Source organism: Spirosoma panaciterrae DSM 21099, assembly GCF_000374025.1.
GTDB lineage: Bacteria > Bacteroidota > Bacteroidia > Cytophagales > Spirosomataceae > Spirosoma > Spirosoma panaciterrae.
The window spans coordinates 647,073-673,623 of record NZ_KB893172.1 but is presented as its reverse complement, the minus strand read 5'-3'; the positions used below and the strand labels follow the sequence as shown (position 1 = coordinate 673,623).

General features: G+C 50.0%; 24 protein-coding genes. 8 read left to right on the top strand and 16 right to left on the bottom strand.

Features of this window, described 5'->3' with window-relative positions; translation table 11 throughout:
- Nucleotides 1–8: 8 nt before the first annotated feature.
- The 4 genes from B153_RS0102765 to B153_RS0102750 all read right to left on the bottom strand — a co-directional run bounded on the left by B153_RS0102765 (nucleotide 9) and on the right by B153_RS0102750 (nucleotide 3,808).
- The gene (locus B153_RS0102765) at nucleotides 9–770 is read right to left on the bottom strand and encodes an SDR family NAD(P)-dependent oxidoreductase (protein ID WP_020595138.1); all 762 of its coding nucleotides are present in this window, start codon (nucleotides 768–770) and stop codon (nucleotides 9–11) included.
- A 96-nt stretch (nucleotides 771–866) separates the two neighbouring features.
- Nucleotides 867–1,775: a helix-turn-helix domain-containing protein gene (locus tag B153_RS0102760; RefSeq protein ID WP_020595137.1), complete on the bottom strand. Its 909-nt coding sequence runs from the start codon at nucleotides 1,773–1,775 to the stop codon at nucleotides 867–869.
- A 72-nt stretch (nucleotides 1,776–1,847) separates the two neighbouring features.
- A complete protein-coding gene (locus tag B153_RS0102755) occupies nucleotides 1,848–3,242 on the bottom strand; it encodes a hypothetical protein (RefSeq protein ID WP_020595136.1) in 1,395 nt (464 codons plus the stop codon).
- Complete coding sequence (locus B153_RS0102750; RefSeq protein ID WP_040760720.1) at nucleotides 3,212–3,808, bottom strand: RNA polymerase sigma factor; 597 nt, start codon at nucleotides 3,806–3,808, stop codon at nucleotides 3,212–3,214. The genes B153_RS0102755 and B153_RS0102750 overlap by 31 nt, the downstream gene beginning before the upstream one ends.
- Nucleotides 3,809–3,973: 165 nt before the next feature.
- On the opposite strand from B153_RS0102750, the gene B153_RS0102745 reads away from it, so the two are divergent.
- Genes B153_RS0102745 through B153_RS0102735 form a run of 3 tightly spaced genes read left to right on the top strand, consistent with a single transcriptional unit; the run spans nucleotide 3,974 to nucleotide 5,684 of the window.
- Nucleotides 3,974–4,438, top strand: a complete 465-nt coding sequence (locus B153_RS0102745; protein ID WP_020595134.1) for a QcrA and Rieske domain-containing protein — start codon at nucleotides 3,974–3,976, stop codon at nucleotides 4,436–4,438.
- Nucleotides 4,439–4,444: 6 nt separating this feature from the next.
- Nucleotides 4,445–5,119 carry a hypothetical protein gene (locus tag B153_RS0102740; protein ID WP_020595133.1) on the top strand — a complete coding sequence of 225 codons (675 nt, stop codon included), beginning with the start codon at nucleotides 4,445–4,447 and terminating at the stop codon, nucleotides 5,117–5,119.
- Nucleotides 5,120–5,126: 7 nt separating this feature from the next.
- Nucleotides 5,127–5,684, top strand: coding sequence for a YceI family protein (locus B153_RS0102735; protein WP_157634547.1), 558 nt, complete (start codon nucleotides 5,127–5,129; stop codon nucleotides 5,682–5,684).
- 123 nt (nucleotides 5,685–5,807) lie between these two features.
- On the opposite strand, the gene B153_RS0102730 is transcribed toward B153_RS0102735, so the two are convergent.
- The 3 genes from B153_RS0102730 to B153_RS0102720 all read right to left on the bottom strand — a co-directional run bounded on the left by B153_RS0102730 (nucleotide 5,808) and on the right by B153_RS0102720 (nucleotide 11,182).
- A complete protein-coding gene (locus B153_RS0102730) occupies nucleotides 5,808–8,474 on the bottom strand; it encodes an ABC transporter permease (protein ID WP_020595131.1) in 2,667 nt (888 codons plus the stop codon).
- 162 nt (nucleotides 8,475–8,636) lie between these two features.
- Nucleotides 8,637–9,566: a bestrophin family protein gene (locus tag B153_RS0102725; RefSeq protein WP_020595130.1), complete on the bottom strand. Its 930-nt coding sequence runs from the start codon at nucleotides 9,564–9,566 to the stop codon at nucleotides 8,637–8,639.
- Nucleotides 9,567–9,691: 125 nt separating this feature from the next.
- Nucleotides 9,692–11,182 (bottom strand): aminotransferase-like domain-containing protein, encoded by a 1,491-nt coding sequence (locus B153_RS0102720; RefSeq protein ID WP_020595129.1) that lies wholly within the window; start codon nucleotides 11,180–11,182, stop codon nucleotides 9,692–9,694.
- A gap of 167 nt (nucleotides 11,183–11,349) precedes the next feature.
- On the opposite strand from B153_RS0102720, the gene B153_RS0102715 reads away from it, so the two are divergent.
- The 4 genes from B153_RS0102715 to B153_RS0102700 all read left to right on the top strand — a co-directional run bounded on the left by B153_RS0102715 (nucleotide 11,350) and on the right by B153_RS0102700 (nucleotide 13,621).
- On the top strand, nucleotides 11,350–11,973 hold the full coding sequence (locus tag B153_RS0102715) for a pyridoxamine 5'-phosphate oxidase family protein (protein WP_020595128.1): 624 nt from the start codon (nucleotides 11,350–11,352) through the stop codon (nucleotides 11,971–11,973).
- 42 nt (nucleotides 11,974–12,015) lie between these two features.
- The gene (locus B153_RS0102710; protein WP_020595127.1) at nucleotides 12,016–12,660 is read left to right on the top strand and encodes a LysE family translocator; all 645 of its coding nucleotides are present in this window, start codon (nucleotides 12,016–12,018) and stop codon (nucleotides 12,658–12,660) included.
- Nucleotides 12,661–12,686: 26 nt separating this feature from the next.
- Nucleotides 12,687–13,028 (top strand): cupin domain-containing protein, encoded by a 342-nt coding sequence (locus tag B153_RS0102705; protein ID WP_020595126.1) that lies wholly within the window; start codon nucleotides 12,687–12,689, stop codon nucleotides 13,026–13,028.
- A gap of 104 nt (nucleotides 13,029–13,132) precedes the next feature.
- Complete coding sequence (locus B153_RS0102700; RefSeq protein WP_020595125.1) at nucleotides 13,133–13,621, top strand: OsmC family protein; 489 nt, start codon at nucleotides 13,133–13,135, stop codon at nucleotides 13,619–13,621.
- 126 nt (nucleotides 13,622–13,747) lie between these two features.
- On the opposite strand, the gene B153_RS0102695 is transcribed toward B153_RS0102700, so the two are convergent.
- The 7 genes from B153_RS0102695 to B153_RS0102665 all read right to left on the bottom strand — a co-directional run bounded on the left by B153_RS0102695 (nucleotide 13,748) and on the right by B153_RS0102665 (nucleotide 24,418).
- A complete protein-coding gene (locus B153_RS0102695; RefSeq protein ID WP_020595124.1) occupies nucleotides 13,748–14,734 on the bottom strand; it encodes a glycosyltransferase family 8 protein in 987 nt (328 codons plus the stop codon).
- Between the two features lie 230 nt (nucleotides 14,735–14,964).
- Nucleotides 14,965–15,702: a universal stress protein gene (locus B153_RS0102690; RefSeq protein ID WP_020595123.1), complete on the bottom strand. Its 738-nt coding sequence runs from the start codon at nucleotides 15,700–15,702 to the stop codon at nucleotides 14,965–14,967.
- Nucleotides 15,703–15,782: 80 nt separating this feature from the next.
- The gene (locus B153_RS0102685; protein ID WP_020595122.1) at nucleotides 15,783–16,733 is read right to left on the bottom strand and encodes an SPFH domain-containing protein; all 951 of its coding nucleotides are present in this window, start codon (nucleotides 16,731–16,733) and stop codon (nucleotides 15,783–15,785) included.
- 96 nt (nucleotides 16,734–16,829) lie between these two features.
- A complete protein-coding gene (locus B153_RS0102680; RefSeq protein ID WP_026261866.1) occupies nucleotides 16,830–18,005 on the bottom strand; it encodes an MFS transporter in 1,176 nt (391 codons plus the stop codon).
- Nucleotides 18,006–18,261: 256 nt separating this feature from the next.
- The gene (locus tag B153_RS0102675; RefSeq protein ID WP_020595120.1) at nucleotides 18,262–20,004 is read right to left on the bottom strand and encodes a serine hydrolase; all 1,743 of its coding nucleotides are present in this window, start codon (nucleotides 20,002–20,004) and stop codon (nucleotides 18,262–18,264) included.
- Between the two features lie 138 nt (nucleotides 20,005–20,142).
- Nucleotides 20,143–23,202 (bottom strand): DNA polymerase I, encoded by a 3,060-nt coding sequence (gene polA / locus B153_RS0102670; protein WP_020595119.1) that lies wholly within the window; start codon nucleotides 23,200–23,202, stop codon nucleotides 20,143–20,145.
- Between the two features lie 214 nt (nucleotides 23,203–23,416).
- A complete protein-coding gene (locus B153_RS0102665) occupies nucleotides 23,417–24,418 on the bottom strand; it encodes a fasciclin domain-containing protein (RefSeq protein ID WP_020595118.1) in 1,002 nt (333 codons plus the stop codon).
- 228 nt (nucleotides 24,419–24,646) lie between these two features.
- On the opposite strand from B153_RS0102665, the gene B153_RS0102655 reads away from it, so the two are divergent.
- Nucleotides 24,647–25,162, top strand: a complete 516-nt coding sequence (locus tag B153_RS0102655; protein ID WP_020595116.1) for an acyl-CoA thioesterase — start codon at nucleotides 24,647–24,649, stop codon at nucleotides 25,160–25,162.
- A gap of 105 nt (nucleotides 25,163–25,267) precedes the next feature.
- Here the strand turns inward: B153_RS0102655 and B153_RS0102650 are convergent, their stop codons facing one another.
- Both B153_RS0102650 and B153_RS0102645 read right to left on the bottom strand, forming a co-directional pair.
- Nucleotides 25,268–25,750 (bottom strand): nuclear transport factor 2 family protein, encoded by a 483-nt coding sequence (locus tag B153_RS0102650; protein WP_020595115.1) that lies wholly within the window; start codon nucleotides 25,748–25,750, stop codon nucleotides 25,268–25,270.
- A 138-nt stretch (nucleotides 25,751–25,888) separates the two neighbouring features.
- The gene (locus B153_RS0102645; protein WP_020595114.1) at nucleotides 25,889–26,389 is read right to left on the bottom strand and encodes a hypothetical protein; all 501 of its coding nucleotides are present in this window, start codon (nucleotides 26,387–26,389) and stop codon (nucleotides 25,889–25,891) included.
- Nucleotides 26,390–26,551 lie beyond the last annotated feature (162 nt).

Sequence of the window (26,551 nt, the reverse complement as noted above, 5' to 3'; positions counted from 1 at the left end):
ACCCTGCTCTACAACCCCTGCCCGCCGGATACTTCGATCCGTTGCGCGTTGATCCATCGGGCTTCGTCGGTACAGAGGAAAGCGACAACGCCCCCAATATCGTCGGGAAGACCAACGCGGCCAAGGGCTGTCCGGCTGGCGATCTGCGCATTGATTTCTTTGTTGTCACGCACGCGGCCACCGCCGAAATCCGTTTCGATAGCACCCGGTGCCACCACATTCACCGCAATACGTCGGGGCCCTAACTCAAGCGCCATATACCGCGACAGTACTTCGATGGCGCCTTTCATCGACCCATAGGCCGACGAGCCCGGATAGGTCATGCGGGCCAGTCCCGACGAAATATTGATGATGCGGCCACCGTCGTTGATGAAAGGCAACGCTTTCTGGCTCAGAAAGAACACCCCTTTGTAATGAATATTCAGGGCTGCGTCGAATTGTTCCTCAGTGGTTTCGGCAAAAGCGCCATAGAGAGCTGTTCCGGCATTGTTGATCAAAAAATCAAAATGGTCGGTGGCGAAGGTTTCCTGCAACACATTCTTTAATTGCCCGAAAAATGCATTGAAGCTTTTGACATCCCCCGCATTGAGTTGTAGGGAGGCAGCTTTTTGACCCGTCTTTTCTATTTCAGCGACAACGGCATTTGCTTCAGCCTGTTGGGTATGATACGTCAGAATAACGTCGATTCCTTTTTGGGCAAGGCTCAACGCCATGTTTTTACCTAATCCACGGCTTCCGCCGGTTACTAATGCAATTTTATTTGTGCTCATCGTTTCTGATTGTTTTGATGAGACAAAGGTATATCAACGCATAAGGCAAGCGTTTGCGCGAATCAATCCGAAGTTTGTAAAATTCAAATCAGAGGCTCAGGCCCGGAAAGCTAGTGGCGCCAGAGAGGTCTGTTTTTTGAAAAAGTTGGAGAAGTGGGCGACTTCTTCAAAACCCAGGCTGTAGGCAATCTCAGAAATGTTCCAGTCCGTTTGCTTCAACAGAATTTTGGCTTCCTGAACAATCCGGCTGCTAATCAGGTCGGTAGTTGTTTTGCCCGTGTTTTCCTTGAGCACTTTATTCAAATGGTTGACATGAACCGCAAGCCTATCGGCAAAATCTTTGGCTGTCCGTAAACTGATTTTCTGCTGGGGCGATTCGATTGGAAACTGACGTTCAAGTAGTTCCATAAACAACGACGAAACCCGGGCCGAAGCGGTGTGGGCCGGGTATAAAGCCGTGGCAGGCTGGAGTTTCTGACCGTAGTGGATCAATTCGATAACGTAGTTTCGCAGCAAATCATACTTATACGCATAATCGGACGAGATTTCCTTATACATCTTTCGAAAGATGTACAGCAGATCGTCTATGTGCTCATCCGACAATTGAAAGACAGGATAACCCCCTGGTTTATATATTGGCAACTCATCCAGCACAATTCCGCTTTTAGGCTGAATGAGAAAATCGGCCGTAAAAATGCAGAAATAGCCCGACAGCCCTTCCTCCTGCGGAATCCAGTGATACGGAATTTTGGGGGTCGCAAACAGAAGGGCACTCGTTTCAATATCAATTACCTTGTCGGCGTATTCGGCTTTGCTTCGTCCGCGAATCAGGCTGATTTTGTAATAAGCCCGCCGATTGTATGGCATCAGACGCGGGTTCTTCTTCACGTTTGCATGCACTTCTTCAATATTGAAGACATTGAAGTGCCCAATTTCTTTATTAAGATCGTCGGGGATGAGGGTCGCAATTTCTTTATAAAAGCCTTCCAGTGTGGTCGTCTCCATTCGCTTTCTACTTTGTAAAAATCAAATATAGACCTTTTGACTGCGAGGTGCAAGAATCGGAGTGTAAGGTGCTCATCGAGCCAGGTCCATTAACAACGACAGATTGACGCCGACACGCTGTTGGGATCGTCCATCACTGACCCCTCGAAAATTATAGTACCAAACGGGTGAGAGCTGACCAACAAAACGCTTATGCTGGTATTGAATTCCCGAACCCAGCACAAAATTCTGAAACACACTCGATGGCTGGCGAACCTCGAAAGCGGTATGATGCTCAGCGCCCTGGTACATACTTTCAAAGCGAACCGATTCATATACCGACAGGTTCAGGAGCGTACCCAACGAAAAAAACAACGACCACTGCCTGCGTAACGGCAGATAATAATTCAACCTGGCCGGAAGTTGTAACGCCGTCGTTTGAATATCGATATCATCGAGCCGATCATACTGGCCGGGCAGATACGCTTTGTATTTCTGAGCAAAGTCCTGTCCGGTCTGCCTATTGAAATCAGTATCGTGGTCACTACGCTCGGCCCCGTATCGACTGATTTGCAAGCCTGTCGATACACTTAGCGAATGGAAAAGGAAGAATTCGGCCGAGGGTCCAATGCCCCAGGAGGGCCCGGACGCCATTCCGGTTGTTAGTCCCAGCCGTGGCCGGAACGCAGCCAGCGAAAATGTAGGTTTCACCGATTGAGTCGAGGTCGTATGGGTAGTGGGCCGCTTAGCCGCTGGTATTTCCCGATCCAGTTTTTTAGGTTGTTCGAACACCGAATCGGCGCGAATCGAAGGGCTCACTACCGAATCATGCTTTACGAAAGCCAGTGAAGTAAGCTGTTCCTGAGCGACCCCATTCGCCTGTTCTGGCGATTGTTGACTTACCGATGGAATCGTCGAAAGTTCACCGACTGGCTTTGCCGGTCCCGATTCGTACTGCATACCAGCTACTATCGACTGGTTTTTTCGATCCGAAACTAACCTGGGCAACGTTGGCCTTTTCCGGCTCGGTTCTGCTGATCTCAACGCCGATGTCCAGGCAGGCGTTTCGCTCAAGTGCAAACCAGGTCGTGTCGGGTCAGGCGTTTCGGTCGGCGCGTAATTAGATGCAGCGAGCCCAGGACGCTCATAATGTTCTACAATCCGTTTGACGACATAAACCGTATCCCGCCGGACGGGCATGGCTATACGATCAGTCAATTGAATCTGGGCCGTCTGTTTAGCGAGCGTATTGATTCGTTCATGCAATTGGGTTAATTCCTGTTTTTGATCATACCACAGATACAGTACACTAACTAAGCTTAGCGTAGCGAACGTGCCAAAGGCCCAGCCTCCATATTGGCTAAACCAATGTACAAACCAGGGAACTGGCAATCGGCCCCGAATACGCTCCCAACCCTGTGGTGCTGGCAACGGCCGATAGGTTTCCAGTCGTTTTTTTAGTCGTTTATCAAACTGTTCGTCAGACATATAACAGATTCCGTTGATCGTGTAGCACCCATCCATTCCTGAAGTTTCAGACGGGCTTTTAACAAGTTGGATCGGGATGTACTTTCCTGAATGCCCAGCATCCGGGCAATTTCAGGATGCGTATACCCATCAATTACCGACAGCGAGAAAACCGCCCGGTAGGTAGGTGGCAATCGCTGTACAAGTTCCATAATTTCATCGGCGCTCATCTGTTCCAGAACGCTATCTTCATAGGGCACATCGAATCCGACTTCCAGATCAGTCATGTTCATGCGGGACTGGTAACGCCGAAAATAATCGATTGCCGTATGTACCATCACCGTCCTGAACCAGGCTTCGAAGGGCTGTTCCGGGTCGTAATACGCTATTTTATGGAAGATACGCACGAAGCCATCATCCGTCATCTCCTCGGCCTCTTCCTGACTGGATGCATAGCGCATACAGATATTTTTAGCCAACCCATAATAGGCTTCATACAGTTGCCGCTGCGCCGACTGGCGGTTCTGGCAGCACCCCTGAATGACCGAAGCCAGGTCCAATGATTTCGAACGTCGTTTAAAAAGCACAGTGGGGTGGTTTACGGTTTTGTACCCGTTACGCCGATGAGCCACCAAAACGTTGCTAAAAAAAGTTTTCGCGTCAGGCAGCGGTTGGCAAACTCGCTTCCGTATGTGATAATAAAGGGCTGTCCCGCTCCACAAGATCGGATACATCAGTCCCCGACTCACTCTATGACAACGATTCAGAAAAAAGAAGAGGCCATCGACCGACTGGCGTTTTTAAAACAATTGGGTCTGAGCGGTGCTGCACTTGTAGCATTCTGCTGTAGCGGTACGCTTTCGTCCTGTAAATCCAACGAGGTTAGTCCGGCAGCACCCGCTAGTGCCACCGACATCACCCTGGACCTTACCACCGGCACTTATGCGGGACTAACCACCGTTGGCGGTTATGCGTATACGGGCAGCATTCTGGTCGCGCACATCAAAAACGGCAGCTACATTGCCCTCTCGAAAGTTTGCACCCACGAGGGGTCTACCGTTCAATACCGCTCCAATTCCGACTCCATTTACTGCCCCAATCACGGCGCTACCTTCGATACTTCGGGTGTGGTTACGGGTGGTCCAGCCCGTCAGTCGTTAACCCAGTATAAAGCTACCCTCAGCAGCGACGGGAAGAGCCTGCGCATTACCAACTAAGCGCCCATGAAAAAACTTCTGTTGCTGTCTCTTCTGTTCTGTGGGCTGCGTGCCGTTGCTCAGGACACCACTCAGGTATTGCGCCCCGTTCCTATGGCGACCGATACGGCATCGGCCGACAAACTACTGGCCGATCTGGTCGATACCGCAGCGGCCCAACCGTTGCTTCCTGATAAAATGTTACTTACCCAGCGTATTTTCTGGGGGCCGAAGGGTCTGCTTCGTGCGACGAATATTGCCCCACTTACGCCCGAAGGCCGGGAGAAAGAGTTGAAAATCCGGCGATCCATGCTGGTAGCTCACCAGGTTATGGGCTTTGTTACATTGGCAGGATTTGTGGTTCAGGGTATACTAGGCGCTAAACTGTACAATGCCCAGGGTGATTCGTATCGGCGGCTGCGCGAGGCCCACGAAACAGCCGCTACCCTGATTAATGTATCGTATGGAGCCACCGCCCTGCTATCGCTGACAGCTCCGCCGAAAATGCTGTCGAATCGAAAAGGCTTCAGCGGGCTCAAGCTTCATAAGTATCTGGCACTCGTACATCTGACCGGGATGGTCGCTACCAATGTGCTGGCCGGGATGATCAATCACGACCCATCCTTAAAACCGTATCACCGGGCCGTGGCCTATACCACGTTTGGCGCGTTTGCAACCTCCATCATCGCCATAAAATTCTAACAATCTCATGAATGAGCATCCAATGTTTGCCTGGCTGGCCGCTTTCATGCTGGTCAACCTACTGGTGGCGGCCACGACCGACACCCGGAAGCTGATGGCCGACAAAAAAGCATCAGTCGTTACCTATACCATGCACCACCCGCTCCATACCTGGGATGGGGTAAGCCACGACATCAACGGGGTAATCCTGTACGATGAACTCAGTAAGCAGATCAACAGCGTCGCCATTGCGATCAAAGTAGCTTCGTTCGATAGCAAAGACAGCAACCGGGACTCCCACGCCATCGAAGTTCTCGACGGTATCCGCTACCCCAACGTGACGTACGTCAGTCAATCGGTGCAGATAAAACCCGACGGTAGCCTCACCGCTCCCGGCAAACTGACATTTCATGGGGTAACCCGACCGATTACGTTGACCGGCACCTGGAAAAACGAGCATTCCGAGCTGATGATAACGGGCAAATTTGAGATCAACATGACGGATTTCAACATTGAACAACCCTCGCTCTTAGGCATGAAAACCGACGACGCCATCAAAATGGCCTTCACGGCCAGCTTTCATTGATCCGTGTCTGGCGGCCGTCAGTAGTGTTTTACAGCTAGGGATGCCCCTACAGCCTATGGCAGTTGATGCAGGCTGGCCGAAACAGGATCGTGTGCATCGAGTTTCGGCCAGCCTGCATCGTCTTTACTCACTTCGCAAACTCTTCACCGGATTTACCAGCGCGGCTTTGATGCTATGGAAACTAATCGTTGCGATGGCAATCAGCACAGCCGACACGCCCACCAACACAAAAACCCAGGGGCTTATGTTGATTCGATAAGCATAGCTCGAAAGCCATTTGTCCATGCCAAACCAGGCCAATGGAATCGCAATGGCAAGTGCGATCAGAACCAGTTTGACAAAATCGCGCGACAGCACAACGATAATGCCCGGAATGCTGGCCCCCATCACCTTACGGATACCAATTTCTTTGGTGCGCTGCTCAATGACGATTAACGCTATCGCAAACAACCCAATACACGACAGCAGAATAGCGACCCCCGACGCCAGACTAAACACCCGCGACAGCATCTCCTCACTTTGGTACCAGGCATCGACGTTCTCATCCAGAAACGAACCCATAAACTCCGACTGGGGGGCTATTTCTTTCCAGACCTGCTTCATCCGGTCCATCGAACTGGCCAGACTTTGGGGCGATACCCGTACAAAAATGTACCGAATTGGTTCAGCATGAGCAATGTGTATGGTGATCGGTCTGTTCTGATCGGCCAGCGAGTAGAGATGAAAATCAGGAACCACACCAATAATCTGAGTTTGGGCTCCCGATGTATCGGCATCATCGTGGTAGAACGAGCCAACGGGATTTTTTTCGCCCAGCAGCTTCGCCATACTGGCCGTAACAACGACCCGGTTTACTGAATCGGCAGCATAGGCTGGATTAAAATCCCGCCCAGCCAGCAGCTTCATATTCAATGTTTTGAAGTAGTCATAATCGACGAGCAGCAGGTCGGAGCTTATTTCCCGGCCTTTGAAGGTAAACCCAACGCTGCTTCGCGAACTCACCCGGTCTTTTCCCCGACCCAGATTGATGTCAGTGCCCGTTATGGCCAGCACCGTAGGGTCCGACGCCAGTACATTTCGCATCCGTTGCAGTACCTGCCTCCCGTTCACCTGATTGCCCACCGGAATACTGATGACCTGCTCTTTCTGAAAACCTAGCGGCTGCTCACGCAGAAAATCGACCTGCTGCAGGGCAATGATGGTGGCACAGGCCAGCAAACTCGACAGTGAGAACTGGGTCACGATCAGCGAATTGCGCAGAAAGCCCGGTCGTTTGAGCGAGATTTTCCCTTTCAGGACTTCGACTGGCTTAAAGGCCGCCATCTGCCAGGCCGGATACCCGCCCGCCAATAGGGTAACCAGCGCAAATATCCCTACAATAAGCCCTATAAAACCAGGCTGAACCAGATGGTGTAATGCCAATCGGGTTTGAAAAGAAGCATTGAACACGGGCAGAAGCAGGTAGGCCAGCAATAATCCAATGCTGAAACCAGCCAGGCAAATCAGGGTCGACTCGCTCCATATCTGGACAAAAAGCTGCGTTTTCAGCGCCCCCAGCGATTTACGAACCCCTACTTCCCGCGCCCGCATAAACGACCGGGCAATGCTCAGATTGATAAAGTTGATGCAGGCAATCAGGAGAATAAAAAAAGCAATGCCCAGCAACACATAAATCATGGCGACGGGTGCCCCTCTGCCATCAATCTCCCGGTCAAAATGTACATTGGCTAGTTTCTGCAAGCGTATAGCGAATAGATCCCCCCGGTTGTCGGGCTTGGCGCCTTTCTTTTTCAGGTTGTCCAGACTTTGAGCCATGTATTTCTGGGCGAAAGGTTTCAGTCGTGCTTCAAATGTGGCCTGACTAACCTGAGCCGGTAATTTGAGAAATACCCGATGTGAATTGTCGTACCAACTCTGTTTTCGTGCCTGATAATTCGGCATATTTTCGACACGGACCAGTGCATCGAACTGAATCGACGAGTTGTAGGGTGGCGTTGCCAGCACACCACTTACGATGTACTGCTTCTGATCGCCATTGCTGCCCACCAATAGCGTTTTTCCCATCGGGTCGTCGGTTCCAAATACCGCCTTGGCCATGTCTTCGCTAATCACGATACTGCTCAGATCGTGCAAGGCGCTGGTACGGCTTCCTTTGATCATCGGAAATGAAAACATCGTCAGAAAATCCGGATCGGTCAGCGTAATCAGCTTGTCGTAGTAATTGCCTTTGTATTCGACCAGACTTTTCCGGCCCTGAACCACCTGGGCTCCGGCTTCCAGTTCGGGGAAATCAGCTTTTAACGCGGGCAGTAACGCCAGGGGCATGGTGCCCGATTTGCTGGGTTTTTCAGGGTCGTTCGAGAAAAAATAGGTTTGAAAAAGCTGGTCGCCATCCTCGTGAAACGAATCGAAGGTGAGTTGCAAATAGCTCGTCAGGAACAAAAACGTACAGATACAGAAGGCTACCGCCAGCCCAACCACGTTGATGGCGACATGACCTTTACTTCGCCAGAGTGTACGCAGCGCAATTTTGAGATAATTCGATACCATAGACGGATGGAGTGATGAGGGTTGTGGGTATTCACTTGACTGTGAACGTCGGCACCGAACGAAGGGAGGAACAGCCGAAATTACATTCAGCACGTATCGCAAACTAGCCTGTGGCTCACCCGCCCGCTGATACCAGTAGGTGTAGAGTTCGTCCAGATCGCCCTGTACTTCTTCCAGGGTTTCGGATGGATGTAGCCAGATCAGTAGCTGCTCAACCCAGCGCGGTGGTGATCGACGCATAGTACTAAATCATTAGTCTATATTTTATCGTACAAATCAATTGCCAGAAATAAAAACAGTCTTATACTGGCTAAAAAAGCCTTTTACGCCATCATGCTCAGGTTGAGCCTGTCCGTAAGCGGACAGGTTTCGTCCCGAAGCGGACAGGGGCAGCAACCCCTATTAATTGACTTTTATGAAGTCGACTTCCTGTTTGGGGGCTTCGCTGGTCAGAGGGGGTACGCCCAAAATCTCATGCATATTTCGGCGAATGGTCTGGGCGATCTGGTTAAGGGGAAGGTCGTTGCAATCCAGACCGAATGGTTCTTCGATTTCGTCGCCAATCATCTCAATCCCGATCAATGCATAGGCAGCCAGGGTAGTGGCCGGTATGGCAAAATACCCATACGATTTTACCAGAACGAACGGAATCAGCAACACATAGACCGTAATGAATAGCTTAATAAAAAAGCTATATGAGAACGGAATCGGTGTTTTTTTGATGCGTTCGCAGGCCCCGGTTATGTCGAGCAATGCCTGATGATAGAGCCGAATCGTGATCAGGTCGGCATCGTTCACAAGATTGTCCTGACGCAATGCCTGGGTCCGGCGAAGGATCAACGCAGCAATCCGACTCGGAACGTGAGTATATTGAGATAATGATTGACCTTCATTGCCATTGTCCGTATCATCCAGTTCGGCAAAATCTACACCAGCCCGTAAATGGCCTTTCAGTGCCAGCGCAAAGTTGGACAGGGAACGGGCGAAATAGGTACGGTTGGCGGTAGCCTCGTCGGGCAGCAGCGAATCGAGCAAAACGGCCAGGTTTCGGCTATAATTGACCAGGGCTCCCCATTGCCGACGACCCTCCCAGAACCGATCATAGGCGGTATTGGTACGAAAAACCAGCAGTAAGCTGAGGGTGATGCCCAATAGGGAAAACAGGGTACCGTCGAAGGGTAAGTGAACATCTATAACGTGCTGATCGACCAGCGTGAGCAAAACTCCGTAAACACTGACAAAGCCCACCCGCCGTAACAAGACCTGAATGCTATAACTCGTATGGAAATGCCGTAGGGCGCCTGCCCAATCTTTAGCCTGATAAATGATCACGGATTCTAATGGAAGAAGGTTAAGTCGTAATATACTCACGTAGCCGAAAACTCAGCTCGCTTTCCTCTGAAAAGCGTTTCGAAAGATTAGTGAATGGCCAGTAAATTCCAGGGTATACCTCGCCCCTACTCAAGCACTTTCTTCAGAACGGCTACACTTTGTTCCAGTTCATCGTCGGTACTCGACGCAAAGCCTAACCGTGTGCCGTTGAGCTGTTGACCCGGCGGATTATGGAAGGTCCCACTAGCCATCGATAGCCCCTGCCGACTCGCCCGAAGGGCCAGCGCATCCATATCGATGGATGAATCGAAAGTTGTCCAGACGGCCATTCCACCATCGGGTTTCGTAAACTGAACTACATCCTTCAGTTCGGTTGAGAGCAAATCACAAAAATGGTCTCGTCGGGTATGGTAGGCCCGGAGCGATTTCCGGAAATGGCGTTTCAGATCACCCGTTTTAAACAACTGTCCGATGGCAAATTCGAGCATGGGGTCGCCCTGTCGGTCAATGATGCGTCGGAGTTGAGCCAGCGCATCGATCAAGGCTGTTGGTGCTACGACGTACCCGATGCGAAAAGCGGGCGCCACCGATTTGGTCAACGATCCCACATAAACGACCATGCCCCGCTGATCGGCACTGGCCAGCGGCAATATCGGTCGACTGAGGTAATGAAAATCATAGTCGTAATCATCTTCCAGAATCGCAAACCCATACTGTTCAGCCAGTTGCAGCAACCTCACCCGTCGATCAGCGCGTAAGGTTACGGTTGTCGGGTAATGATGATGGGGAGTCACAAAGACCATCCGGATGGGCCGGGCGACGCTTTGCTGTTTCTGACAGAGATCGGCCAGTGCATCTACATCCATACCATGCTGATCGACGGGAACGGTTTGGATCGCCCCCCCCGTTTTGCGAATGTTTATGGTGGCCCCGAACCAGGTCGTTTCGCCCGTTACGACCACATCACCAGCCTGCAGAAGCGTCTGACAGGTCAGGTGCAGGCCCATGATGCTCCCCCGCGTAATCAGGATGTTATCTGGTTTGGTACGCAGCCCACGAGTTTCGTTCAGGTAGTTCGACAGTTGTTCCCGCAAAAGTGGATGCCCTTTGGTATCGGCATAGCCAAAGTGTTGCTGCGGATTGCCCCATCGAAAATACGAACGGTAAGCGCGACCTAATTCTTCCATCGGTGCCAGCCGAATATCGGGAAAACCATCGTCCAGATGAAGCCCTGCCGAATAGGTTAACAAAGGCCGAACTAGCAGTAGGTTTGTTTCGAATGAGTATCCGGGTCTATCGAGCGATGAATCGGCAACAGCTACGGGCTGATTAGGCAGCAGCGGTAGTGGCTTTAGGTCGGTAAAATGCGTCGCTACATACGTGCCACTCCCCGACCGACTTTCGAGCCATCCCTGCGCCATTCCTTCCTCGTAGGCCGCTACAATGGTCTGGCGATTCAACTGGAGCCAGTCAGCCAGTTGGCGCGTACCCGGTAGTCGTTGCCCCGGTGCCAGTGTACCCGCCCGTATGAGTTGCCCCAGTTGATTACTCAGTTGCACAAACACCGGCGTTGTCGAGGCTTTATCGATTTGAACAAGGGATTTGAACGGCAGCATAACCGGACTAGTACGATTCTAAAAACTGGACGAGATCAATAGTCCGGTAAAGAACGACATTTGTTTCGAAAAAGTAATGTAGATAGCTGACGTTCCAGTCCCTCGTCGGCTCTGTTTTTAACCATGCGGACAAGAGGCTGGAACCCCAGCCCGGCCGCTTTACTTATATGCAAACTAACCGCACAACACCCAGCCGCCTAGCAAAACGCGCTCAGTATGATGAAGCCACCATTCATCCGATTCTGGACGAAGCTCTGTTTTGCACAGTCAGTTACGCCATTGATGGACAACCGATGGCGATCCCTACCGCTTTTGCGCGGAAAGATGATAAACTTTACATTCACGGATCGGTAGGTAGTCATTTTATCCGAAGCATCGAACGGGGAGCGCCCGTTTGCATAACGGTGATGCTGGCCGATGGGCTGGTACTGGCCAAGTCGGCCTTTCATCACTCGGTCAATTACCGCTCGGTTGTCATTTTTGCCAATGCCGAAAAAGTGACCGACGAAGCCGAACGGATGGAAGCCCTGGCACTCATCACCGACCACCTGATTCCGGGTCGCTGGGAAGACCTCCGCCCGACTACCGATAGCGAAATGCGTAAAACCACCGTGCTGTCGTTCGCGCTGAATGAGGCATCGGCTAAACTTCGAACGGGTGGCCCCAACGATGATCCTGAAGATGAGCAATTACCTACCTGGGCAGGTGTTGTACCCCTGAAAATCGTTCGTCAGACCCCCATCCCTAAAGAGGGTGATGCACTCCTGCCATTACCCGATTATCTTGTGTAATACTTATCCGGGCCAGGTTCCGGCTTGGCCCAGACACTTCTTATGCTACCCATCAACGAATTACTGCTATTTAGTTTAGCGGCTCTGGGGCTTGTCTTAACACCCGGCCCGAACATGATTTACCTGATCTCCCGCTCCATCACCCAGGGCCGACGGGCGGGCATTGTGTCATTGGCTGGTGTATTAACAGGATTCTGGGTGCATATTCTGCTGGTTTCGGCAGGCCTTACCGCCATTTTTATGGCGATTCCTATTGTTTATGAGCTTCTGCGATGGCTGGGTGTTGGCTATCTTTTGTATCTGGCCTGGGAAGCTATTAAACCGGGAAGCGTTTCTCCATTTGAGGTCAAAAACGTCGTTGGCACTTCCTCCCACGATTCCACAGGAAAGCTTTTCCGAATGGGGTTTCTGACCAATGTGCTCAATCCAAAAGTGGCGGTATTTTATGTATCCTTCTTTCCGCAATTCACCCGCCCTGAGTATGGCTCGTTATGGACGCAGAATGTTCAGTTAGGCATTACCCAACTGCTCATCAGCGCGACCGTCAATCTACTAATTGTCTTGTCGGCAGCTCGGATGGCCCGTTGGTTTCAAGCTCGTCCGTCTTATATTAAGCTCCAGAAATGGCTGATGGCCAGTATTTTGACTAGCCTTGCCGTTCGGATGGCTATTGATAAAGGGAAATGAGTTATCTCAGCAAATCAGAATCGTGTATGACTCAACTAACCAACATCTTGTTTTCGCCCGAAGATGGCGTTCGTCAACTCAAAACGGTTTCTACCGAATTTGTCGAATTATTCCGGCATGGTAGCTTGGTGGTTGAATACTACAAGCCTGATCGGATCGACAAGCAGCAACCTCATGAGCGCGATGAGGTGTATGTGATCACCTCGGGTAACGGTACATTCGATTATGCAGGTCGTAAAATGTCTGTAAAATCGGGCGACCTGCTTTTCGTTCCGGCGGGGGTAGAACACCGATTCGAGAATTTTACCGATGATTTTGCCACCTGGGTATTATTTTATGGCCCTATTGGTGGCGAAAAAAATAACTAGTCATTTGATCGTCGTACAGGGGTTATTGATGGCCATTCAATTGTCACTAATGGTTAACCGAATCATACTGAATGACTACCAAAAAACAACCTAACAACCACTGAATGACCATTGTTATGGCGAAACAACATCAATACGAAATCAAGACTACCTGGACGGGAAACACCGGCGAGGGCACCAGTGGTTATCGGGGATACGAACGATCGCATGTGATCTCGGCAGCCAACAAGCCCGACATTCCCGGTTCATCGGACCCGGCTTTTCGGGGCGATAAAACCCGCTATAACCCGGAAGAATTATTAGTGGCTTCCCTATCTACCTGCCATATGCTCTGGTATCTGCATGTATGTACGGATGCAGGCGTTGTGGTAGTCGACTATACCGATACGGCTAAAGGTACGATGGTCGAAACCGCCGATGGAGGAGGCCATTTTACGGAGGTTACATTGTATCCGTCGGTCGTGGTGGCCGATGCGTCGATGGTTGAGAAAGCCAATGCGCTTCATCAAAAGGCCAATCAGCTTTGCTTCATTGCCAATTCCTGTAATTTCCCGGTTCATCACCAGCCAACCTGTCGCGCCGTAAACCCATAAATCATCCCAATGACTATCCGTCCGTTTACCCAGGCGATATTGATCCACGTCTGGCAATTTTTTCGGAAGAATGTGCCTACAGCCTTCGGAGAAAACGAACAGGACGAACTCAATCACACCTCCCAATCAGCAGGCCGCTACAGGATCATTCCGTTTGCCGAGGTAATTCATACGAACCACTTGCTGGTTCTGTCTTTCTTTGGCGCTCTTAAATGGGTTCAGTCGATCGATCAGATGATAGAATCGTTTGCCCACTTTGCGGCTTTGCTTGAGCAGCACATGATGCCAACCGCTAACGGGTGTATAGCCTCGCCAGGCGGTCTGGTTCAAATATGAAAAGAACTCCTCCTGATAGGCTTTATTAAACGTGTAAGTGCGATAAATAGGCTTTGTTCCTGTAAAATGAATCACATACGGATCGGCTTCATCGCTTTGTGCGTAGGCGTTCCAACGCCTATCGAGTTCGAACCACTGATTCGCCAGAACAACATTCAACCCATACTGATCAGCAAATACCGCATATTTGGCATTCTGCGCGAGGCATGTCAGTACCCGCTCAGTGATGTGCTGCTTTCGCCAGCGAATGGGATCAATCACCAACAATCCCGAATTAAAAATGGGAGTTTGCGGATGTAAACCCAGTTCACGATAATTTTGGTAGCCTCCCCATGAGCTACTAATCAATTCGGCCCGATCGCGTACAGCCCCCAGCAGTTTATCCCCCAGATCGATTGTCCATAAGGCGGTAATGTCCTGGTGAGCAATCATATCTACATCCAGATACACAACTCTGGTTAGGTGCTGCGGAATAAAAAACGGGATAAACAGCCGAACATAGACATTTAGAGGAAACGTAGACTGGTCGATGGGCAAAGCCATACCGGCTGGCACGGCTTCATCGATGGTTAACCAATGTACGTTAAAAACCGCTGGATTTATAGACTGTAGCAGTTTCTCCCGGTTTGCCGAATCGATACCATCATTGACCAGATAAAGATCAAATTGAGCAGGTGCTGACAGGTTGATTTCAATCGATTTGAGTAACGCGGCTACTAAGAGGACAAACCTATTGTCGCAAATAGTAACAAGCGGTAGAGGTTGATTCGATGACATGCGTGGATCAGGTTACTATGTAAGGCAATCAGCAGCGCATCGGCATGTAGATGTTTAATACTCTTTATCAGATCAAACAACCAGAATTATCTTTTGCGCTAGCATTCATCTGTTAGACCCCCGATTCCAGAAATAGATACTTTATATTTACTAAAAGGCATAAGCAGGCACAATGCCATATGGATTACCAAGGCGAAGTAGTCATCTTACACTCTCAGCCACTCCCTACTCTATTCGGGCTGATGGTAAACCAGCACAGGAACGTCCGACTTCTCGATCAGCGACGCAACAGGATTGGGATGCAACAGCTTATCCAGAAAACCGCCTTGCTGGTATAACTGAATAACAAACAGATCGGCATGAACGGTATCGAGCTTATCGTCAGTTACAATCAGCAACTCAGCTCCAAAGGCATCTACCAGCGATTCGGTCTGGTCTTCTACCCGTGCCCGCGTTGTTTGTGGTTGCATGGCGTATACGATCGTACGCACCTGCACGGGCCGAATAGCCTCACCCTGGTCCGTAGTTGGCACGATCAATACGGGGCATCGGGCTTCGCTGGCCACATCGGAAACGGCACTTCCAGCCAGCCGGTCGAAGAAGGTGCTTAAATCACTTCGGCCCATCACGATTAAATCGGCCGAGTGCTCACGAGCGGCTTCCAGAATACTGTCGTCCACCAACCCAATTCGCCAGTCTGCCTCAACCGACAACCCGTCAGCCCGTAATGTATTGGCCAGTTCATTCAGTCGCTGTCGGCTTAAATCTTCCAGTTCCACGGCAGCCACAGCGCCCAGCCCCGGATCACTAATACCGCCAACCGTTGGAAAGGTGGTATCGGGAACCATAGGTTGATAAACATGCAGCAAGATGACCGTAGCCCCCGTTTTATGGGCAAACAGTCGCACCCATTCCTGAGCAGCTATCGTATTGGTTGAAAAGTCGGTAGGGAAAAGCAGGTTTGTCATAGAATGGTCGGTTTACTGTTTACAGTAGTTTGTAAGACGAACAGTTCAGTAAACAGTAAACCGTATACTATAAACTATGTTCAACGTTTTCCTGTCAGATTGGCCCCGTTGGTATCATCGCCGTTTAGCTTTTGAATGGCCATGAGTTGCTGCATGGTTTTTTCCATACCGTCGGTCGATCCATCCAGGAAAATGACATTACCTTTTCCATTTTCGGCAAAATGCTTGATCGCTTCCGTCCAGATCGAGAACAGAATCAGCGACGCATCCAGTTTAGCTTCGTTCATTACCCGCGCTGATTCGGCCATCCCTTTGGCCACTTCTTCACGGAATAGAGCCACCCCCTGCCCACGCAGTTGTGAAGCTGTTTTTTCAGCTTCGGCCGAAATTTGAATGGCGTTTCCTTCGGCCTGAGCGGCTTTGGTCTTGGTAATCAATAAAGCCTGTCCTTCGTTTTCGGCAGCGGCTTTGAGGTTCGACGAGGCTACCACCTGCGCCATCGAGCGCATGATAACTTCATCAAACGCGATGTCGTTTAGTTGCAGATCGATCAGGTGATACCCCCAGCTTTCGAGCAGGGTGTCGAGTTGGGCTTTTACGTGTTCGATGATTTCGGAACGTAGCCCCAGAATTTCCGACTGCCGTTTGGTCGCCACAAAACTGCGGATCGATCCTTCGATAGTCCGAATCAATGCCTGCATAAACGAGGCTTCATCGATAAACTTAAACGCTACGTTCTTGATGGTTTCTTCGGCCTGATTCAGTACCGAATAGACCAGCATGGCTTTGAAATTGACATTGGCCTGATCGGAGGTGATGGCCTGGAACGCCAGTTCGACGGATCGGTTCTGAATGGAAATACGGCGGTAGATAAATTCGATAAACGGGATTTTGAAATTCAGACCCGGCGTCATAACACGGGTGTACTTCCCAAAAACCGTAACAACAGCCACCGTACCCTGGCGGACAATCACTACCGAAAGATAAAGGACGATAATCGCCAGAATAAACAGCACTAACAGAAAGTCCATGTAAAGGTGAAAAAGGGGTTAGACAAAAAACGGATTCCGTCTCAATGTACGGAATCCGTTGATGTTGTGTGCAAACTATTGCTCAAACGGTAAGCCCTAATGGCCGGCTGCCAGCGCATATTCATCTGCGTTTTTATGGCGAAAATAGACCATCATGGCCATGCCAAAGCCCGTCAGTGCAAGCATGGCGCCAACCCACATGGGTGAGGTATAGCCCATTCCGGCCGCAATGGGCAACCCACCCAGATACGCCCCCAGTGCATTACCCATGTTGAAGCCAGCCTGACTTACCGACGAAGCCAGCATTTCGGACCCATTGGACGCCCGAATCATCAGAATCTGAATTGGCGCCCCCAGCGAAAAGGCAATAGCGCCCGTCACAAACGTCATAATCAGTAACGGAACTTTGAAAGGAGCCACAAAATAGACAATCGTCAGTGAAAGCACCATCAGCAGCAGAAACAATGCCGTGGCTTTACTGGGCGAAATTAAATCGGCGGTGCGTCCTGCAATCAGGTTTCCGACAGCCATACCCAGCCCCGCCAGCACCAGAATCCAGGTGATCTGGCTGCTTTCAAAACCCGCAACTTCGGTCAGCAAGGGAGCAATGTAGCTGAACCAGGCAAACAGCCCACCCGTACCGATAGCCGTAATACCCAGAATCAGCCAGGGTTCTACGTAAGTGAATAATTTCAGGTCTTTCCGTAGGTTCGATTCGCCCACTACCGGCATAGCCGGAAGCAATTTATAGATGCTGGCCATCGTAACCAGCCCAACACCGGCAATGATCAGAAACGTAATTCGCCAGCTCAGGGTATGCCCAATGTACGTTCCGAGCGGAACCCCAATGATATTCGCGACAGTAAGTCCGGCAAACATCATCGAAATGGCCTGCGCTTCTTTACCACGCCCCGCCAACCGACTGGCTACTACGGCTCCAACGCCAAAGAAAGCACCGTGGGGTAGGCCCGACAGCAGCCGCGTAATCATCATGGTTTGGTAGTTCGGGGCAAAGGACGAAAGCGCATTACAGAACGTAAACAGCGCCATAAGGCCCAGCAGAATCTTTTTGGGCGGGTAGTTTCCGGCAATACCGACCAGCAAGGGAGCCCCCAGCACCACACCCAGCGCGTAGGCCGAAATCAGGTGACCCGCCGTAGGGATCGAAATATGTAACGAAGTGGCAATATCAGGCAGAATCCCCATCATTACGAACTCAGTCATACCGATTCCGAAGCCTCCGATGGAGAGAGGCAATAAGCTTTTTTTCATTTTGCAGCGTTCTATTTTCTAACAGCTCGTGAGTATGTCATCTTAAAAAAACTCACACAACTACCCGCACAGCGAACAGTATACTATCAGGCAAATAGAAAAAGTACAAAATCGTTCCTCAGCCTACGAATGTTCAAATTTATTGGTCAGTGAATCCAATTATGAGACCGTAATAGAACCCAGATTTTTATGATCGTTATGATTGATTAAGCCTTACCTCAAAAACTCCGTTTTCTGAGCGTCAACAATATGCATTTTAGTTTTTAGCCACTCGTTTCCCCGGCATATCACGGCCATTCTGATGAAGAATCAGTTGATCGATTTCGCCCTTTTCGTTCCGAACAAACGACACCTTGGCCTCCACGACTTTCAGGTAAAATTTGGTCTGGGATTCGGGGAAAAGTTCAAATCGCTGCTGCCCGGTTGCCTGGCCAAACAACTTGTTTCCCTCGCGTGTGATGACTATAGCAAAGGTCGGAGCTAGTTGATACGTTCCTACATACGATTCCAGCGTGGCTTCGTCCACAGTTGCGTCTTTGGGAGCGTCTACGATTTCGCCTAACTCCTTCAGTTTGTCGATACCGCCCGTGTTGCGGGGGTTAAGCTCCAGCGATTTTTTGTAATCCCGAATGGCAGCCGCTTTATCACCCAGTTTCATATAGGCTTCGCCCCGACTGTCATACACATTGAACGATTGCGGAAACGACTCTACGTTAAGCGTAAACACGTTAATGGCTTGCTGTACCTTGCCATCACCCAGTAGTTCGTACCCCAGACCGTTTAGTTCGTTTTCGCTCAGGCTATAGGCTTTATCGGCCTTCAGGGCCATAAATGTAGCTCGCAACTTATCGAGCGGATCAGTCAAAGCGGGTTGACGTAATGCGTCGGCAATCGGTTTTTTAGGGGCTTCAACAGGCTGATCGTAGAGAATGTTCAGGATATTTTTCCGAATACTTCCCAGCGGTGCACCACCTGTATTGTTCAGCAGTACCACCAGCTGTTTATCTTTAGGTATCCGACTAATGATGGTGTTGAAGCCATTGATTCCTCCCGTGTGTTCGAGCAGGAGCAGACTGTCTTTCAGCGAGCCAATTTTTGCTTTACTCACTCCCCATCCATAGGCGTAATGGCTCAGGAATGGCGTAAACATGACCGTTTTCGACTTGGCCGACAGCAGTTTTTCGGTATACAGGGCCTGATCCCAGCGGTACAAATCGTCTACAGTAGAATACATCGACCCAGCCGCGTAGGGAATCGTCATGTCCAGGTACGGGGCATTCACATAACTACCTCCCCGTTTTTCGTAGCCCGATGCCCGTTTCGGAATAATTGGGTCGGCCAGGTCATAGCCCGTGTTCAGCAGTTGCAGGGGTTTCAGTATGTTTTCCTGCAACACATCAGCATAGGATTTCCCCGTCACTTTCTCGATGATAACGCCCAGCAGGAAGTAGCCTGAGTTATCGTACGAAAACGTTGAACCCGGCTCAAATTCGAGTGGCATATCGGAGAACTTCTTCACAAAGGCATCGGGCGTATACGGGTCACGGCTCATCTTCTCAAAAAACCCAGGAAACCCCGTATAACTCGGGATACCGGATGTATGGGTCAACAAATGGTGAATTGTCACTTTATCACCCGTTGCTTTCGGGTATTCGGGTACATAATCGGTCACTTTCCCGTCGAGCTTGATCTTTCCTTTTTCGACCAGTTGCATGATCAGCATCGACGTAAACTGCTTGGTGATGGAACCAAGCCGGAATTTGGTATCGGGCGTATTCGGAATATTCCACTCCATGTTGGCCATTCCGTAGCCTTTTTTGAAAATTACCTTACCCTGTTCAGCCACCAATACCGTTCCGTTGAACTGGCGATTGGCTACGTATTGTTTGATCAAAGCATCGATTTTGTCAGCTTTTTGCTGGGCCACTACGGGCAAGCTTACCAGTAGAACAATTGCGATCAGGAGCTGAATAGGCAGAAGCTTCGTTTGGTGTTTCATATAATTTGGGCGGGTACGTGAAGGCCCCCCAAAATAGTCTTTTTATACGTGTCGACCTCGGTGCGGTTATTTTTCGGCAATAAAAAACCTGCTCTAACACAGAGATTAAAGCAGGTTTTGTTTTCGTTAAAGCAATAGCTAGTGTGCCAGCAGCCAGTTTTCACCTACGCCGATGCCGGTTTCCATCCGAACAGCCATAGGGATGGCGTTTTTCATGATGTCGTCAACGTGCACACGGAGCAGGTCGATTTCGTCGCGGTGGGCATCGAATACCAATTCGTCATGAACAGTTAGGATCATTTTGGATTTTAGGCGCTCCTGTAGCATAAACTCGTGAATCCGAATCATGGCTATCTTGAGCATATCGGCAGCACTTCCCTGAATGGGCGCATTGACGGCATTTCGTTCGGCAAACATCCGGTCGGTCTGGTTGCGGGAATTAATATCGCGCAGGTACCGTCGACGCCCCAGAATCGTTTCGGCATAACCGAATCCGCGTGCTTTTTCGATGCACTGATCGATGTAATCCTTGACGGCCGGAAAACCCGCAAAATACTCTTCGATGATCTGAGCCGCTTCTTTGCGCGGAATCTTTAACCGTTGCGACAGACCGAACGACGAAATACCGTAAATAATCCCGAAGTTGATCGTTTTGGCCTTCCGGCGCATGTCGCTCGTCACCTCGTCTAAACCTACATGGAAGACCTTACTGGCCGTTTGGGTGTGAATATCAACACCATTGTTGAACGCATCCAGCATGGTCTTATCACCACTGAAAGCCGCCATGATCCGCAATTCAATCTGCGAATAGTCGGCCGACATAATCAGAAACTCCGGTCCACGCGGCACAAACGCCTTTCGAATTTCCTGTCCACGTGGCGTACGGATTGGGATGTTTTGCAGGTTCGGGTTCACTGACGATAAGCGCCCCGTGGCCGCTACTGCCTGGTTAAAGGAGGTATGTATTCGGCCAGTCCGTTTGCTAATCAAGGTCGGCAACACATCGACGTAGGTATTTTTGAGCTTGATCAGTTCGCGATAGTCCAGAATCTTCCGGGCAATCTCGTGTTCCACTTCCAGCTTCGACAGGATTTCTTCGCCCGTAGCGTACTGGCCTGTTTTAGTTTTTTTAGCGTTCTTATCGAGCTTCAGCTTCTCAAACAGGACTTCGCCCAACTGTTTCGGCGACCCAATATTAAACGGATCACCGGCAATATCGAAGATTTCCTGCTGCACCTGCCGCATATCCGTTTCCAGCGTTGCCGACAGGTCGGCCAGGGCATTGGTATCAATCGTTACGCCTTCCAGTTCCAGATCGGTCAGCACCCGAACGAGTGGCATTTCGACCTGATCGAACAGCTTATGCAGGTTGTCTTTTTCAAGCCGGGGGGCAAAGGTTTCTTTCAGTTGCAGGGTAATGTCGGCATCTTCAGCGGCATAATCAACCACTTTCTGGACGTCTACTTCCCGCATGGTAAGCTGGCCTTTACCTTTTTTGCCAATCAGCGATTCGATCTCGACCGGGCTATAGTTCAGGTACGTCATCGCCATCATGTCCATGTTATGGCGCATTTCGGGCTCGATGAGGTAGTGGGCAATCATGGTATCGAACAGTTTACCCTGTACGTCCACACCGTACTTTTTCAGCATCAGCAGGTCATATTTCAGGTTTTGCCCAATCTTGCCGATAGCTGGGTTCTCTAGAACTGGTTTAAACTGATCGACAATAGCCTGGGCTTCGGCCCGATCTTCGGGTACGGGTACATAGAAAGCCTCACCTGTGCGGTAGGCAAAAGATAACCCAACCAGGTCGGCCTCCACAGGGTCGATAGCGGTCGTTTCCGAATCGAAACAGATGCTTTCCTGAAGACTTAAATAATGTACCAGACTGGCCCGTAGCTCAGGAGTATCGACTAATCGGTAATCGTGTTTGACCGACAGAATCGTTTTTCGGCGTTCGGGTTGATTCTCATCCAGTTCGTAGTCGGGATACACATCCAGATAGGCGGGTTCTTCCGTCACCTCCGCACCGGGCTTATCATCCGTCGTAATGGTCTCGGTAACCTTGGCTGGTGTAGCTTCTGAGCCTGATGCGACCGGCACCTTAACCGACGTTCGTCTTCCCTTCTCCTGTTTGGGTAGATCCGATGTGGTTTTACTATCAAAATCAAACGGCAAATCATCCGCTCCCGATGGATTTACCGCACTCATATTAGGAAACGGCAGAAACGCAGGGCGGTCCGGTGAATCGAACAGATTCATCTGACCCGGGTTCCCAGTGGCTTTGAAGGCAGCAGGTAACGGTTTTTCATCGTAATCCCCTCCCAGCAACCGGGTTTTCATCTGCCGGAATTCCAGCTCATCAAGCAAAGCCGACAATTTCGGTTTGTCGTATTCCGTATGTCGGAGCTTGTCCTCATCGAAGTCGACAGGAACGTCCAGATGAATGGTAGCGAGTTGTTTCGACAGCAAGCCTTGCTGGGCAAAGTTGACAACGTTTTCTTTTTGTTTACCTTTCAGTTGATCGGCGTTGGCAATCAGGTTTTCAATCGATCCGAAATCGGCAATAAGCTTCTGCGCTGTTTTCTCGCCAATGCCTGGAATACCGGGAATATTATCGACCGAATCACCCATAAGGCCGAGCATATCCGTCACCTGCTCGATCCGTTCGATCTGCCATCGGTCCAGCACGTCCTGCACACCCAGCTTTTCGGCTGGTTTTCCCATGAAAGCAGGCTTGTAAATATGAATATGCTCCTCGACCAACTGGCCGTAGTCTTTATCGGGCGTCATCATGTATACCTCGAAATCGGCCAGTGCCGCCTTTTTGGCAATGGTACCGATAATATCGTCGGCTTCGTACCCCTCCAGAATCAGAATCGGGATATGCATGGCCTCCACGATCCGTTTGATATACGGCATGGCTACACTAATATCCTCTGGCTGCGACTGACGGGTGGCCTTATACAACGGAAACTGCTCATGCCGGAAGGTCTTTTTGGCCGAATCGAAGGCGACACCGATATGGGTAGGTTTTTCTTTGGTTAGTACCTCGATCATGGCGTTCATAAAGCCGAACACAGCGGAGGTATTGACACCCCTCGACGAAATCCGGGGTGCTTTATTAAAGGCAAAATGAGCGCGGTAAATCAATGCCAGCGCGTCTAATAAAAAGAGTTTTTTCTGTGGTTTGGCCATTCGACAGGGATCACAAATCAATTCACCAAAGGTCGAAAGTCTTACGGATAATCACGCGCTTTCGAGTAAACAAATTGATGAATTCAGGCGAGAAATTACGTACTCATAAAACACCTTCCGGCGGATTTTGATTCCGCCAAAAGCAAACGAGCCGCCCAAATTGAGCGGCTCATTTCATAACGCGAACAGCCTATCGGAAGGCTGTAACAAGGCATTACTGAGGTAATAACAATCGGTCGATGATATGCACTACACCGTTGGTAGCGGTAATATCGGGCCCCGTAATATTGGATGCCGTGCCTCCATTTCCTTTACCCGTTACGGTCAAGGCCGTTGTGCTGATACCAGCCGTAATCGTCCCACCCTGCAAAGTTGACAGGCTGGAACCGTTGGTGATCAGCGGTGTATAGGTGCGACCACCGATCAGATGATAACTCAGAATATTGGTCAGGGCCGGAACGGTAGCCTTCGCAATAGCGGCCGAATCAAAGCCAACCGCTTTGAAGGCGGCATCGGTAGGCGCGAAAACAGTGATCGGCCCAGTGGCTGTCAACGAACTCACGGCCCCCGTTTTGGCCACCGCAGCCTGAAGCAATTTAAACGACGCCGAAGGAATCAGGAGTGGAATATTCTGAATCGTGGCCACAACATTACCAAAAGCAGGTGGTATCAACACCCGATCAATGGCATAAACCACCCCGTTACTGGCCTGGCCGTCGGCCTGCAAAATATGCGCTCCATTAACCGAAATCGTACTAGATGTGACGGATGTGGTAGTCGAAGAGGCCGACGTTACTTTCGAAATATAGACAGGTGCGCCAGACAGCGTTTGTTGTGGTGAATTTATGCCTACCGGCAGATCGGCGGAGGCTAGTCGGGTGTTGAGTACGTGGTATTGAAGAATGGTTTTTATCAGGTCTGTCGGAGCAGCGTTAATGGCATTGACATCACTGTATCCCAGCAATTTAAAGGCGGCATCGGTAGGCGCAAATACGGTATAGGTTCCGGCCTGATTCAGCGTAGCATCAAACCCAGCCTTGGCAACAGCCGCTTTCAGCAAGGTAAACTGACTGCCCGTACTTATCAATTCATTGATGGTCGAAAGCGTCGGAGGGTTGCTGTCGTCTTTTTTGCAGGATGAAAAGAAAATGGTCAGAACGATGGTGAAGGTGCCTAATAAGCCCCAGCTTCGCAGAAAGGGTGCCTGCCGTTGCATGCGCATGATTGATTTGGAATTGGTGAATATGATCAAAACAGGGTATTCGTATTCAAAGAACGACAATCCACTAGTTTTGTTTGGTAGCCAGTTATTGATTATAACCGTTTTATAATTGCTTTGTACTACAGAAGCGAGGAGTAAGAATGGCTGACGCATCAACAGGTTTTGTGCGTGAGCCATTCTCGCTCCTCACTCCTCGCTTCTAATGACTAACGACTACAGAAAATGCCTCAACCAAAATTTGCCCGCGAATCCTTGACGGTGATGACCGAAATGGTTTTGCCCAATGATACCAATACCTTAAACAATCTGATGGGCGGGCGGCTGCTACACTTCATGGACATTGCCGCAGCCATTGCGGCTCAAAAGCATTCCAATCGTATTGTGGTGACGGCTTCGGTCGATAACGTTTCGTTTTCGGAACCGATCCGACTGGGCAATATCGTTACCATGAAAGCGCAGGTGACCCGTGCTTTCAGTTCGTCGATGGAGGTATTTATCGAAGTATGGGCCGAAGACATTCCAGCCGGGATTCGAGTCAGCACCAACAGCGCGTTTTATACCTTCGTAGCTGTCGACCAGAGCGGCCGCCCCATCGAAGTACCCGCTGTAATTCCTGAAACCGATGATGAGAAATCCCGCTATGAAAGTGCGCTCCGCCGACGGCAGCTCCGGCTGGTTCTGGCCGGGCGTATGAATCCACAGGATGCTACGGAGTTAAGGGAGTTTCTTAGAGTCTGAACCGGGATTTATGTGATTTAACTGACTGACTTTGATTTTTCTAACAGCCTTCGAAGAAGGCATAATCAAAGTCAGTCAGTTAAATCACATAAATCCCGGTTCAGACTAGTTAGCCAGTCGAAGCGACTGCCAGGCAACCATTTGCCACTGCCCGCCTTTTTTTACGTAGACGGATAGATAACGGAGGTGATTATTGATTTCATTGCCATTGCTGGTGGCTTTGAGCAAACATACACCATTAATAACGGCCGTGTTGCCGTAAATGCGTGCGTTTTGTTCTTCTATGTCAATGGCGCGGTAAACCGTTTTTCCACTCCGAATCGACTCAACAAATGAAGCTTTGGTATCCGAGGCACCGCTTGAGTGGTTATAAACCAAATCATTGGCTAGTACACGATCCAGAACCGTCATATCCTTATCGATCTGGGCCGTAAACCGTTTCTTTTCAGTATCGATAACGGCCTTTTCATCAGCCGATACGGCTTTGGTAGTCGTTGAGGTAGTCGCAGCAGCCGATGGCGCTACGGGGGCTTGTGCCCATAGGCAATGGAAACAAACTGCTAAACAAAAACTTAAAATGTATTTCATAGCGAATAGTCGATCGGTTAAAACGGATTGGTTCGTTTCCCTTCAAAGGATCCCCCCCGGCGATTCTACCGTCTTCCCCGAGCTGCATAAAAAAACCGGCCATTGGCCGGTTTGTAATCGGGTATCCGATGGCTCCAATCATTTCATGGTGCCCGTAACGTCTCCTCGTTTGGTGAGCGTCACTCCGAGTTGAACGGTTTCGGCTGTTGTATTCAACGTAAACGTTTTCTCTTTTACCACAAACTGCCCCTGCGCTACATATTGAGCGTCGTAGGTTTTACCACCAAAGGCAAGCGGTTCACTGGTTTTATTCACAATCGTAAACGTATCATTGGTCAATTCGGCCGTAAGGGTCTGTTTAGTAGCCCCATTGAAGAGCATATCCAGCGTAACCTGATTGGCTTCCTGTGCTTTAGATACGGTAACCTGTACAGTCCCGACTTCAGGATCACCGGCAGGCAGCGTATTATTTATGTACAGGGTTGATCGGTAGTTTCCCGTATACACCCCCTGGTATTGATCGCGGGGATCAACCACGTCAGTACCTCCATTTTTTTTACAGGATGTGGCCAGAAAACCAATAGCGAATAAGGCTATTAACGTAGTGCAAAAGGATCGAACGGCGTAGCGAGTAGCCATGATAATAAAATTATAGTGATGGGTTTGTTCACAGCTTTTCTATCAAACGCTGTGCCATGTTTTTTAGGTATAAACAGGCCTAAAAAGTGTGAATTTACGGACAATTTTAAGATTATAGCCCACGTGTATCAACGATCACTAAGAATGAATGGGCCACTGTAG